At 69.4% G+C, this 12,760-nt stretch carries 10 protein-coding genes and 2 rRNA genes (1 of these 12 cut by a window edge); 5 read left to right on the top strand and 7 right to left on the bottom strand.

What is annotated here, in order from left to right:
• Positions 1-34: 34 nt before the first annotated feature.
• The 3 genes from O0S08_RS48610 (at position 35) to O0S08_RS48600 (ending at position 2,065) form a co-directional block, all read left to right on the top strand.
• On the top strand, positions 35-913 hold the full coding sequence (locus O0S08_RS48610; RefSeq protein WP_269036386.1) for a class II glutamine amidotransferase: 879 nt from the start codon (positions 35-37) through the stop codon (positions 911-913).
• Between the two features lie 80 nt (positions 914-993).
• Complete coding sequence (locus tag O0S08_RS48605) at positions 994-1,236, top strand: Imm74 family immunity protein (RefSeq protein WP_269036385.1); 243 nt, start codon at positions 994-996, stop codon at positions 1,234-1,236.
• A 148-nt stretch (positions 1,237-1,384) separates the two neighbouring features.
• Positions 1,385-2,065 carry a phosphatase domain-containing protein gene (locus tag O0S08_RS48600; protein WP_269036384.1) on the top strand — a complete coding sequence of 227 codons (681 nt, stop codon included), beginning with the start codon at positions 1,385-1,387 and terminating at the stop codon, positions 2,063-2,065.
• A gap of 484 nt (positions 2,066-2,549) precedes the next feature.
• Here the strand turns inward: O0S08_RS48600 and lpdA are convergent, their stop codons facing one another.
• Genes lpdA through O0S08_RS48580 form a run of 4 tightly spaced genes read right to left on the bottom strand, consistent with a single transcriptional unit; the run spans position 2,550 to position 7,294 of the window.
• Entirely contained in the window at positions 2,550-3,974 is a 1,425-nt protein-coding gene (lpdA, locus tag O0S08_RS48595) for a dihydrolipoyl dehydrogenase (protein ID WP_269036383.1), read from the bottom strand.
• Positions 3,975-3,995: 21 nt separating this feature from the next.
• Complete coding sequence (locus tag O0S08_RS48590) at positions 3,996-5,354, bottom strand: dihydrolipoamide acetyltransferase family protein (protein ID WP_269036382.1); 1,359 nt, start codon at positions 5,352-5,354, stop codon at positions 3,996-3,998.
• Between the two features lie 18 nt (positions 5,355-5,372).
• Positions 5,373-6,338, bottom strand: a complete 966-nt coding sequence (locus O0S08_RS48585; RefSeq protein WP_269036381.1) for a transketolase C-terminal domain-containing protein — start codon at positions 6,336-6,338, stop codon at positions 5,373-5,375.
• Positions 6,335-7,294 carry a thiamine pyrophosphate-dependent enzyme gene (locus O0S08_RS48580; protein ID WP_269036380.1) on the bottom strand — a complete coding sequence of 320 codons (960 nt, stop codon included), beginning with the start codon at positions 7,292-7,294 and terminating at the stop codon, positions 6,335-6,337. Before O0S08_RS48580 ends, O0S08_RS48585 begins: the two co-directional genes overlap by 4 nt.
• Positions 7,295-8,029: 735 nt before the next feature.
• Between O0S08_RS48580 and O0S08_RS48575 the strand changes: the two genes are divergently transcribed.
• The gene (locus O0S08_RS48575; protein ID WP_269036379.1) at positions 8,030-9,250 is read left to right on the top strand and encodes an aspartate kinase; all 1,221 of its coding nucleotides are present in this window, start codon (positions 8,030-8,032) and stop codon (positions 9,248-9,250) included.
• A 146-nt stretch (positions 9,251-9,396) separates the two neighbouring features.
• Positions 9,397-9,921 (top strand): hypothetical protein, encoded by a 525-nt coding sequence (locus O0S08_RS48570; RefSeq protein ID WP_269036378.1) that lies wholly within the window; start codon positions 9,397-9,399, stop codon positions 9,919-9,921.
• A gap of 442 nt (positions 9,922-10,363) precedes the next feature.
• Here O0S08_RS48570 and O0S08_RS48565 read toward each other — a convergent pair whose 3' ends face one another.
• The 3 genes from O0S08_RS48565 to O0S08_RS48555 all read right to left on the bottom strand — a co-directional run.
• Positions 10,364-10,636, bottom strand: a complete 273-nt coding sequence (locus tag O0S08_RS48565) for a L,D-transpeptidase (RefSeq protein WP_269036377.1) — start codon at positions 10,634-10,636, stop codon at positions 10,364-10,366.
• A 1,475-nt stretch (positions 10,637-12,111) separates the two neighbouring features.
• Positions 12,112-12,228, bottom strand: a 5S ribosomal RNA gene (gene rrf, locus O0S08_RS48560).
• A gap of 165 nt (positions 12,229-12,393) precedes the next feature.
• Positions 12,394-12,760 (bottom strand): 23S ribosomal RNA (locus O0S08_RS48555) (it continues 2,576 nt past the right edge of the window).

Below are 12,760 nucleotides of genomic sequence, written 5' to 3'. Positions count from 1 at the left end.
AGCGTTCCGGCGTGGTATTCTGAGGCCGTCTTCCATGTGTCGAATCTTCGGCTTTCGCTCCGTCATGCAGAGTGGTGTCCACCGGAGCCTCGTCAGTGCCGACAACGCCTTGATGCAGCAGAGCTGCCGACACCCTGACGGTTGGGGCGTCGCGTATTACGTCGCCAACGCCCCGCACGTCATCAAGAGCGCCTCCGCGGCCGTCAGCGACCACCTGTTCCGCCACGTCTCCGGCATCGTCACCTCGGAGACGGTGCTCGCCCACATTCGCAAGGCCACCCAGGGCGAGCTGTCGACCATCAACACCCACCCGTTTCAGTTCGGCGCCTGGGTGTTCGCCCACAACGGCAACATCGCCGGCTTCGACGGCATCCGCGACCAGCTCGTCGCTCGCGTCCCGCCGATCTTGCGCCGCTTCATCCTCGGCAAGACCGACAGCGAAGTCCTGTTCTATTCGATCCTCGGCAAGATGCAGCAGCGCCACGAACTGCACCGGCCGGGCTTCCCGCTCGCCGAGGTCGCCAGCGCCGTGCGCGAGGCCCTCGTCGAGATCGAGTCCCTGGCCGGCCCCTGCCACACCGACAACGACGGCCCGCCGCACGAGACCTACCTGACCTTCGTCCTCACCAACGGTCACGTCATGCTCGGCCACCAGGGCGGCAAGCAGCTGTTCTTCAGCGCCCACAAGCAGCGCTGCCCCGAGCGCGAGACCTGCGCCTTCTACAGCGGCGAGTGCGAGCGCCCCCCGCCGCCCGAACGCGGCTTCGTCAGTCACTTGATCTTCTCGAGCGAGCCGCTCCACGGCGACAACGTGTGGATCCCGCTCTGCCCCGGCGACATGGTCGGCGCCGACGGCCGCATGCAGATGCAGCGCTTCCGCGCCGGCGAACCCGTCGACCGCCGCGCCCACTGACCCTCGCGGAGCTCGCCTTCATCAGCGCCTACACCCTCCGCGTCGACGAGAACGATGAGCTCGGGCCAGAGAGGCGCTCCATGATCAAGCACATGACGCGCGGACACATCGAGTTCGAGTTCGACGGTAAACCAGTCACGATCCCGGGCGAAGCCCTGCTGCCGGGCCACGGCTCACCGGACTTCGTGATCTTCTCGGCCATGCTGAAGACATGGGGCCCTCCGAATACAGGCGAACCGCTCGACGACGCGACCAAGAAGCGACTGCTCGCGGCTGCTGTCGCGGAGATGAAGGAGATCGGTATGACGGTCGAGATCGACTGATACCCCGATCGTTCGCGCTCGTCGCCTCCGCGTACGCCGGCCGATGCACGCGCGTGGTTCCCCTGCACCACCATCCTCCCGGATGTACGCCTCTCACGTCTTCGCCGCCATGCTCTCGGCCCTGTGATTCGGCAGCTGAACCGTCCCGATGTACGCCGCCTACGTCTTCGTCTTCGCCGCCTACGCCGCCATGCTCCTGGCCCCGGCCGTGTGGTTCGGCGGCTGGACCTGGCTCCTCGCCTGGCCCGCCCTCTCGTTCGCCCTCGTCGCCGCAGCCTACGCCGGCCTCGGCGCGCGCATGTTCGGCAAGCGCAGCGACGGCACCATCGCCCCGCTCCATCGCCTCGCGCTGCTGCCGTTCCATGGGCTCGTCGCCGCCGTCTGGCACGGCCTGCGCCTCTCCAGGCGCGAGCCCGCGTGGTGCGAGCTGGTCCCCGGCGTGCTGATCGGCCGCCGCCTGCTCCCCCGCGAGCTTCCGGCGAACGTCGAGCTCATCATCGACCTGACCGCCGAGTTCCCCGAACCACCGGGCGTGCGCTCGGCCGCCGCCTACCGCTCGCTGCCCACCCTCGACGCCGGCCGAGCCGCTCCCGCCGAGTTCCGCGCCCTGGTCGAAGAAGTCGCCGCCTCCTCGCAGACCGTCTTCATCCACTGCGCCCAGGGCCACGGCCGCACCGGCACCTTCGCCGCCGCGGTGCTCATCGTCCGCGGCCTGGCCACCGACCCCGCCGAAGCCCTCGCCATGCTGCAACGCGTGCGCCCCGGCATCCGCCTCAAACCGGCCCAGCTCCGCGCCCTCGCGGCCTTCGAACCCCGCCCTCCGCGCTGATTCTGAATCTGGCCCAAAAGCCAGCTTCATCCGCGGCCCGACTCCGCGCCCTCACAGGCCCCGAATCGCGCCCCGACCGCTGATTCTTCGAGCTGCCCCAAAAGCCAGCTTCATTCGCAGCTCAGCTCCGCTCCCTCGCGCCTCGAGGCAGCGCGCGCCCCGACCGCCCTCGCCCGAGCGATCCTCGCGGCTCATCTCGAATGCCAGGTTCAAACCGCACGAGACGGGCCGCGGCCCTCTCGCCGAGGCACCGTGTGCGAGTCCCTTGAACCGCACCCGGAACGCGCCCTGTCTCAAACGCCAGGTTACTTCGCGATCCGACCGCGGAGCGCACACCGAACGAGGCCTTCATGCCGAAGCATCGCCCGCGATGCTCCACTCTCGACCTGTCTCGAGCGCCAGGTCCCAGAGAAAGCCCGAGGGTGTTCGAACCGACGCCGAACACCCTCTCACCGCCGCCCGGGACAGCCTCCGGGCGGCCGGCTCAGTGCGCCTTCTTGCGCGGGTTGGCGATGTGGATCGCCTCGCCGAGCGCGTGCTTGGCCGCCTCCATCAGCGCCTCGCTCAGCGTCGGGTGCGGGTGGACCGTCAGCGCGACGTCCTCCGCGAACGCCCCCATCTCGATCGCCAGGCCCGCCTCGCTGATGAGGTCGCTCGCCTCCGGACCGACGATGTGGACCCCGAGGATGCGGTCGTCGGCGGCGTCGGTGATCACCTTCACGAAGCCCGCGGTCTCGCCGATCGCCATCGCCCGGCCGAGCACCGAGAACGGGAACTTGCCGACGTTGACGGTGCGTCCCTGGGCCTCGGCCTCTTCCTTCGTCAGCCCGGACGAGGCGATCTCCGGCTCGGTGAACACGACGTTGGGGATCTGCCGCGCATCATTGATCGTCTTCTTGCCGGCGATGACCTCGGCCAGCACCTCGCCCTCGTGCGACGCCTTGTGCGCCAGCATCGGCTGCCCGCACACGTCACCCACGGCGTAGATGCCCGGCACGTTGGTCTGCTGGCGCTGGTCGACCGGGATGAACCCGCGCTCGCTGACCTTCACGCCGGTCTTCTCGAGCCCGAAGCCCTTCGTCACCGGCCGGCGGCCCACCGCCACCAGGATCACGTCGGTCACGAACTCTTGCACCTTGCCGTCGATCTCGGCCTTCACCACCGCCTCGCCGTTGCGCTCTTCCCAGCCGACGGCCTTCGCGTTGGTGAAGATCTGCCCGCCGTCCTTCTTGATCTGCCGCGCCACCACGTCGGCGCACTCGCCGTCGACGCCGTTCAAGATCCGCGACAGGCCCTCGAGCACCACCAGCTGCGTGCCCACGCGCTGGAACGTCTGCCCCAGCTCGAGGCCGATGATCCCGCCACCGATGCACACCATCCGCTTCGGCGCCGCCGCCAGGTCGAGCGCCGACGTGCTGTCGAGCACCCGCTTGTTGTCGACCTTGAACCCGGGGATCTCGATCGGCAGCGAGCCGGTCGCGATCACCACGTGCTCGGCCTCGACGATGTCGTCCGGCTTGCCGTCGGCGTAGCGCAGGCGGACCTGCTTCGGCCCGAGGAACTCCGCCGTCGCCGTGACGAACTGCGTCCCTGCCCCCTTGACCAGGGTGGCGACGCCGCCGGTCAGCTTCTTGACGATGCCGGCCTTCCAGGCCTGCATCTTGACCATGTCGACCGTCGGCGACGAGAACGACAGCCCCATCTCGGTCGCGTGCTGCGCCTTGTGGAACAGCTTCGTCGCCGAGATCAGCGCCTTCGACGGGATGCAGCCGACGTTGAGGCACACGCCGCCCGGCTTGTCCTTCTCGACGAGCATCGCGTCGACGCCGAGCTGGCCGAGCCGGATCGCGCACGGGTAGCCGCCCGTGCCCGCGCCGATGATGAGCGCCTTCTTCTTGATCGTGGCCACGACTGTCTCCTGTGCGAGAGGTCAGATCCCTGCGAGCAGCAACAAGTTGGGGTCTTCGAGGAAGCGCCGCACCTCCTGCAGGAAGTTGGCGCCCTCGAAGCCGTCGACCACGCGGTGGTCGAGCGAGACCGAGAGGTTCATCAGGTGGCCGACGACGATGTTGTTGTGGTCGTCGACGATCGGCACCTTGCGGATGGCGTGCACGCCGAGGATCCCAACCTCGGGGAAGTTGATGATCGGCGTCGCCAGCACCCCGCCGATGTTGCCGAGGCTCGAGATGGTGAACGTGCCGCCCGTCAGGTCCTCGCGCTTGGCCGTGCCCGCCTTGGCCGCCTCGCCGAGGCGCGCGATCTCTCGCCCGATCTCGAGGATGCTGAGCCGGTCGGCGCCGTGCACCACCGGCACCATCAGGCCCTGGTCGGTCGCCGCCGCCACGCCGATGTTGTAGCGCTTCTTCAGCAAGATCCGACCGCCGGCTTCGTCGAGCTCCGCGTTGACGATCGGGTACTTCTTCAGCGCGTGCACCACCGCCTTGACGATGAACGGCAAGAACGTGAGGCTCACCCCCTGCTCCGCCGCCGCCGCCTTGGCCTCCTGGCGCAGCCGCACCAGCTTGGTGACGTTCACCTGCTCGACGTACGTGTAGTGCACCGCGCTCGTGTACGAGCGCGTCATGGCCTCGGCGATCCGCCGCCGCATGCCGCGGAACGGCACCACCTCGTCGTCCGCCGCGGCCTCGGCCGCGTGCGGCTGGCGCACGGGCGCCGCCACCGGCTGTGGAGCCGGCGAAGCAGCAGCCGGCGGCATTGCCGCCTTGCTCGGCCCGGCAGGCGCCCCGGCCGGCGCGGCGACAGGTTTGCCGGCCGCGGCCGCCGCGGGCGGCAGGGTCGCTGGAACAACGATCGGCGGCGGTACGGGCACGCTGGGCGCCTTCGCCGCCTCGGCCGCCTTCAGCACGTCCTGCTTGGTGATCCGGCCGCGGTCGTCGGTCGGCAAGCCGCGCAGGTCGATGCCTTCTTCGCGGGCCAGGGCGCGGGCCGCCGGCGTCGCCAGGACTGTCCCCGAGGACATGCCCGAAGGGGCAGCCGCCGCGGGCGTCGCAGCGGCGGTCGGCGCGGCGGCCGGACTCGCCGCCGGCCGGGCGCCGTCGACATCGAGGATCGCGATCACCTGCTCGACCGCGCAGATGTCACCGACCTGCGCCTTGAGCTCGCGGACCACCGCTGGGACCGGCGACGGCACCTCGATGGTCGCCTTGTCGGTCATCACCTCGACGAGCGCCTCGTTGGCCTGCACCGCCTCGCCGGGCTGCTTGTGCCAGCGAACGATCTCGCCCTCCACCACGCCTTCGCCGATCTCCGGCAGCTTGAACTCGAGCATGAAGAATCCGGCTCCTGATCAGTAGGTCACGACCTGGTGGATGGCGTCGACGAGCGCCGCGACGCTCGGCAAGCCCGACATCTCGTCCGCGCGCGCGAGCGGGCCCTCGCGCCCGGCCACGCGCACGATCGGCGCGTCGAGGTGGAGGATCGCCCGGTCGGCGAGGATCGCCGCCAGCTCGGCACCTGGCCCGGAGGACAGCCCGCCTGCGTGCGCGATCACCAGCTTCCCGGTCTTCGCCGCCGCCGCGACCACCTCTTCGACGTCGAGCGGCGCCAGACCGCCGAGCTCGTAGACCGCCGCGTCGTGGCCCGACTGCTCGGCCGCCGCGCACGCGACGTCCACCGCCGCACCCCACGCGAACACGGTCGCAGCCGCGCCATCGCGGACGCAGCGGGCCGCGTGCAGCGGCCGCCCGAGCGTCTCGACGACCTCGCCGTCCTCGACCTCGCGCAGCAACAGCGCGCGCGGCAGCAGCAGCACCGTCGGGTCCTCGCCCGCCTCGAAGTTGGCGGCGGCCCGCAGCATCGCGCCGGCCTCGCGGGCGTCGCCGAGGATCGCCACGCGCAGCCCCGGCACGCCTGCGATCGCCGCGTCGGGTGAAGCGGCGCTGTCGCCTCCGAGGCCGAACCCCGGCCCGGTCGGTGCCACGATCAGCACCGGCGCGCTCCGCTCTCCGGCCGAGGTCGACGCGATCCGTCCGAGCTCGCGCAGCGCCGCATAGCCCTCGAGCAGCGAGGTGGCCGAAGCCAGCGCCACGATCGGCCGCTTGCCGGCCAGCGCCAGACCTGTCGCATGGGCCAGGCTCGCGGCCGGCGTCAGCGGCGTCGACAGCACACGCAGGCCGAGGCTCGAGTCGCGCATGGCCACTCGAGACAGCCCGAGCATCCCGCCCTGGCGAACATCCTCACCGAGCAGCACCCGGCGGGCATCGTCGCGCAGCAGCTCGGCGACGATCGTGGACAGGCGCTCGAGCGTGCTCATCGCCCCATCTCCTTCGCTTGCGCGTGGGTGAAGGCCCGCTCCAGCTGCCCTCGCACCTCCGCCTCGATCACGTCCTGAAACGTCGGCGTCCACTGACCCTCGCGGTCGAGGTGCCGACGCAACCGCTCGATCGGGTCGCGGTGCGCCGGAATATCCGCATCCGTCGTCCCCGCGTGCAGCTGCGTCACCACCACCTCGACCAGCCCCGGCCCCCGAGCGTCCCGGGCCCGCCGCAGCGCCTGGTCGAGCGCAGCGTGGACCGCGACCACGTCCGCGCCATCGACCCGCCGCGACCACATCCCGCACGCCTTCACGCGCTCGGCCACGCTGTCACCCAGCAGGCCGGCCTCGGCCGGCGCGCCCTCGGGCCACAGCTGACTCTTGCACACCAGCACCAGCGGCAAGTCGCAGGCCGAAGCCAGCGCCACCGTCTCGTGGAAGAACGCCGTCGTCGTCAGTCCCTCGCCGAAGATGGCAATCGTCGCCCGGCCGTTGCCGGCGAGCTTCTGCGCGTGGGCCTGGCCGGCCGCGAGCGGCAGATGCAGCCCCAGCGGCTCCGGCGCGTAGGCGATGCCGAGATCGGCCGCCGCGACCGCGCCCGGCCGGCCGTTGTAGGGGCGCTCGCCATCGGCGGCGACGCCGAGGATCTGGCGCGCGAAGTCATCGAGGTCGAGGCCGCGGATCGGCGCCAACGCGAAGTCGCGGACGCCGGGATAAATCCAGTCCTCTTGCCCGGCCAGCATCGCAGTGAGCACCGCGACGGCCTCTTCGCCCGCGCACGAGACCCACATCGGCAAGCCGAGCCGCTCCACCCGCAGGTCGAGGCAGCGCGCGGCCACGAGGCGCTTGTACAGCGCCCGCAGATCGACCCCTTGCGCCGCCCGCCTGTCGACGAGTTGCCCCTCCGGATCGAGGCAGACCTCCACTCCTTCGGGATCCCAGGGACAGTCTTCCATGCGCGCCGGGGGGTTTTAGCTGCGCGCCAAACCCAACGTCAAGGCCAGCAGCCGCCCAGGAGGCCCGTCCCGGCCCCCCGCGAGCCGCGACCTCCGTGATCTTGCGCGCCGACCCGACCGTGCGAAACGAGACGCACAGCGCGATCACGACACCCCGGAAGTCCCCGCGTAACCGACTTGCCGCATTCGGCAAGCACCCGCCGGCTCCTCGCGCTCGCCGCGCACCACTCTCGGCCGTCACATGTCTCGAAGTACGTGCGCCGAAGGACATGTCTTTACAAACACATGACTCATCAAGCCTTGCGAGACCCTCGCGTCACCGGCCGTTATCCCGCCCCGGCTTAAACCTCCCACCGAAACCCGACTCGCATCAAAGCCTTGCGAGACGCTCGTGCCACCGGCCGTTATCCCGCTCGGCTTCACCCTCCCGCACCGCGGAAGCACCAGCTCACCCGAAACCCGACTCGGCAGCCCCTCTAGGCGGACGCCTCCGTCCCCTTCGACCTCGAGCCCGGGCTTGCTCGACGTCGCCGGCGGCTCCCTCCGTTCGACCTGCCGCGCTCGCGATCTCCGTTCCTTGAGCAACCTCGCCGCTCTGCGTCGGGCCCCGGCACGACACGCGCATCGACCAGGCGCGCGCACATCGAGCCGTCGGCGCGAGCCTCTCGCGGCGCCATCTCCGCTGCCCCGCGTGAAACTTGGGGCGAGGGACGCCGAGGGTGTAAACCTCGAGCCGTGAGCTCGCCCGCCCCGGTCGTCATGAAGTTCGGCGGCAGCAGCGTCGCGGACCTCGAGCGGATCCGTCATTGCGCTCGCCGGGTCGTCGATCGTGCTGCCGTGCAGCCCGTGGTCGTCGTCGTCTCGGCCATGGGCCAGACCACCAACCAACTTCTGGCCATGGCGCGCGCGCTCGTCGACCCGCCGCCTGCGCGAGAGCTCGACATGTTGCTCAGCACCGGCGAGCGCGGCTCGATGACCCTGCTCGCGCTGGCCATCACCGCGCTCGGCCGGCAAGCGATCAGCCTCACCGGCTCCCAGTGCGGCATCATCACCGACCACCAGCACGGTCGCGCGCGCATCGTCGAGGTCCGCCCGTTCCGCGTCCTCGACGAGCTCGTCGCCGGCAACATCGTCATCATCGGCGGCTTCCAGGGCGTCAGCTACAAGCGCGACGTCACCACGCTCGGCCGCGGCGGCTCCGACACCACCGCCGTCGCGCTCGCCGCGGCGATCGACGCCGACTGCGAGATCTACAGCGACGTCGACGGCGTCTACAGCGCCGACCCGCGCGAGGTCGATGCCGCCGAGCGCCTCGACAGCCTCTCGTACGGCGAGATGCAAGCCCTCGCCCGCGCCGGCGCCAAGGTCCTCCACTCCCAGGCCGTCCAGCTCGCCGAGGAGCGCGGGATCGCCATCTACGCGCGCCACAGTCGTCCGGACGTCACCGGCGAGACCATCATCCGCAAGAACCCCCCGACACGCCCCGGCGTGCGCGCCGTCGCCTCCGACGCCTCCATCGTGGCGATCAACATGTCTCTCCGCACAGGATCTTCGAGACATGTCCAGGAGGTCATTCGCCAGCTCGCGCCGCTCGGTCTGCGGTACCTGCGGATCGGCGAGCAGGGCGCAACCGGCTTCCTGTCGCAAGCCCAACGCACCGACAGCAGCGAGGCGCTCACGCGACTCGGCGCGATCGCGCGATCTCTCGGCCGCGCTCTCGGCGGCCTCGAGTGCGTCGAGGGGTTCGCGCTGGTGAGCTGCGTCGGCTCCGGCCTCGAGGAGAACCCGGAGGTGATGGCCCGCGCGTACGAGAGCCTGCGCTCGCTCGAGATCCGCGTCCGCGAGGTCCACACCGACACGCACAGCCTCGCCTTCCTCGTCGCGTGCGAGCAACGAGCCCAGGCCGTGCGAGCGCTCCACGCCGCCTTCATCGGTCACCGGCTCGAAGCCCGCTGAACCGCGCCGACAGAGCGCCCGGTCCTCCAGCCTTCACACAGCAGGCTCGACGGAGTGTAACCACCGCCACTGCGCTCGCCTACGTCGAGGAATCCGCGACGGCGCAGGTCTCATGGCGCATAACCTCATACACACCGGAGAGAACCATGCTCAAGCATCTTGCGCTCCTCGTCGTCACCGCCCTCGCCGTCAACACCGGCTGCGTGCTCGACACGAACACGACCGACACCGATTCGGAGGCCAGTAGCTCGGCCACCGAAGCCACCACGACCGACACCACCACGACCGACGGCACCACGACGAGCGGCACCTCGACCACCGAAACGACCAGTCCGACCACGACAGCGCCCACCACCACCGAGACGTCGACCTCGAGCACGACCGACACCTCGAGCACCGACGACACGACCGCCGGCACCACCGCGGGCACCACCGGCAGCGGCTTCGGAAAATGCGGCTGGGACCCCAACAACAAGTATTACGCGTGCGACCTGGTCGGCGAGGATCCCAGCGGCACGAACCCGATCGAGTGCCCCGACACACTCCCGGCCGAAGGCGACGCCTGCGACGGTAACTCCCCGATCACCGGCGTCGGCTGCTGCCTCCCCGACGGCAGCAACTACTACTGCACGGATCAGGGCAAGATCGCCATCGACACCTGCGGCTCGTGACCGAACGCGCCGCAGCCCCGGGCGCTCGACCTCGACATCGCAAGAACACCGCCAGCCGTCGACGCCGAACTCGAGCATTGCCCATCGACCGGGGCCGACGTCGATGCTGGCATGACCCGTGGCCGCGGTCCTCCGGTGTTCGTCACTCACCGCGGCCCCGGGGTCACGAGAACGCCGCCCCCTCTACTGCGCCGACCAGGGCAACTTCACCTTCGACGCTTGCAGCTCGTGAGCGACACGCCGCAGCTCTCGGTGCTCGCCGTCACCTCGCCCGCACGAGGCCGCTGCTAGCAGGACCAGCTCGGCGAGTACCACCTCAATCACGCACAACGACGAAGCTGCGACACCAGAACGCGCCGAAGAGCGCGTAGCTGCCGAGAAGAACGAGGCCGCTGCCAGACGGACGAGTCGAACTCGAGCATCGCCTCAGCGAGCGCCGGCTTCAATCGCGCACGACCACGGTGCTACCCGGACTCTCGTCGGTCGCGTTCACTCCGTGCCAACCTTCCGGCAGCAGCGGCGTGGTCCAGTGGAACAACCACCGCGCGTCGCTCGGGCCGAGGTTCACGCAGCCGTGGCTACGCACCGCACCGAAGCTGCGATGCCAGAACGCGCCGTGGAGCGCGTAGCTGCCGGAGAAGAACATGGTCCAGGGGACATCCTGGATCGAGTAGTTGCCGTCGGTGGCCGAGCTGCCGTCCATCGTGGTCGACACATGCTTGCTGTAGATCCGCCAGCGACCGCGCGGGGTCTCGTACGGATCTTCCTTGGTCCCTTGCGCCCGCTCGACACGAGCGTCACGTACACCGGCCGCGTGCCCTCGTACGCCACGAGCATCTGCTGCGAGATGCTGACGTCGATCCACCGCTCCCACGGGTCGAGCCCCTTCGGCAACGCCTGCAGCTCCGGGATGAGCAGATGATCCTTGCGCACCAGCAGGCCATCGGCCGTGATCATGTAGGCCCGCCCGGCGATCTCTGTCTCTTCGGTCAGGTCGAGGAACGTCCGCCGCTCCACCGACTTCGTCGCCCTGAGCTTGTCGTCCGCCGTCAGCTGGAGGAGCTTCGTGTCCTTTTTGACATAGCCGAAGGGATAGGTGATCCCCTGCTCGTCGAGCGCCACGCCGACGTAGTCTTTCGCGTCGTAGCGCGAGATGTCGGCGGCCGAGACGTACGCCCCGCGGGCCGTGCGGTAGAACGTCAGCCCGCGCTCCACCACCTTCTCGCCCAGCGACAGGAAGAACCCGCGCTCGAGCCACGGCGTGTTCGGGCTCAGGGGCAATTTGATGTCGACCAGCACCGGATCGGGCTTAGGCACCTCGGCTGGCGGGGCCGAGCCCTCGGTCGGTTCCGCGGGAATCGGCGCATCGGTCGGCGGCTCCTTGGCGGCGAGCCGCTCCGTCTCGCGCGCGACCCGCTGGACCTCCATCGCGGAGATCTCCTGATCGCTGGGGATCCGCCACCACATCGGGCTGTTCCAGCGACGAACGAAGCCGTACTCGTAGGGATGCCCCTGATCGAACTTCGGCACCGGCGGCGGGTACTTCATGGGCGGCGGCTTGTCGGTCTCGACGAGCAGGCCCTTGCTGGCACACGCGTAGCCGCCGGCCGGCAAACCGTAGAAACCGGACTTGCAGCTCTCGTGCTCGACCTTTTCGGTCGCCATCATGCGGGTGCCGATCCGCAGATAACCGAGCTTCTCCGAGGTCATGTCGGGCCGCGAGTAGACCGTGACCACCTCGTAGCCAGCCAGGGCGTGCAGCTTCAACAACTCGGGCACCGGCACCCCGAGCGGCGGACGGATCAGCCCGTAGCCCTCGGGCGTACGGATCTCGTCCTCGGCTGCAGGCTCGGGCGGGGCTGCGACCTCTGCCACGGTCGTCCCTGCCGTATCGGGCAGAGAGCCGTCGTCCCCGCCGGCGTCGCCAGGGGCCTCGGCCGAGTCCTCCGGCTCGGGCTCCGGGAGCCGGGTCTCCGGACGCCGCTCGGCCACTACGGGAGTCGGCAGCTCGGCCTGCGATTCGGTCTGCGGAGCCGAATCGCAGGCAGCGAGACCGAGTGCCAAGAGCCAGTTCCTGGGCGATCCGGGCATGCGGAGTGCATAGCCTACGCCGGGCACGAGGGGAAGATTTCCGCCCATGCCCTGATAGGACCCAAATAAAAAAGCCCCCTTCTTTCGAAGGGGGCATAGCGCTGGCGGCGTCCTACTCTCCCACAGGGTCTCCCCTGCAGTACCATCGGCGCTGGAAGTCTTAACGACCGAGTTCGGGATGGGATCGGGTGTGGCCCTTCCGCAATAGCCACCAGCAAAACTTGTCGACGAGCTGCGAGACTGACCGCGCGAGGCGGTTCGGACTCGCAAAGAGATTGTGCGCTGTGCACGGGGCTCCATTTCGGAGCGGGTCCTTCTGACCCTCGTGCGTGTATCGCTCGGAACCTCGGACCTCAAACGCGCCACACGGGAGCGGCGCCCAAGGTCAAGCCGAACGGTCGATTAGTACCGGTTAGCTCCGCGCGTCACCGCGCTTCCACACCCGGCCTATTAACGTCGTCGTCTACGACGGACCTTCAGGGAATCCTCATCTTGTGGTTGGCTTCCCGCTTAGATGCTTTCAGCGGTTATCCGTTCCAGACATGGCTACCCGGCGATGCTCTTGGCAAAACAACCGGAACACCAGGGGTCTGTCCATCCCGGTCCTCTCGTACTAGGGACAGCTCCACTTCAAGATTCCTGCGCCCACGGCAGATAGGGACCAAACTGTCTCACGACGTTTTGAACCCAGCTCGCGTACCGCTTTAATTGGCGAACAGCCAAACCCTTGGGACCTACTACAGCCCCA

Origin of the sequence: Nannocystis punicea, from assembly GCF_026965555.1 — a bacterium.
Lineage (GTDB): Bacteria > Myxococcota_A > Polyangia > Nannocystales > Nannocystaceae > Nannocystis > Nannocystis punicea.
This window is presented reverse-complemented; position numbering and strand designations above follow the sequence as displayed.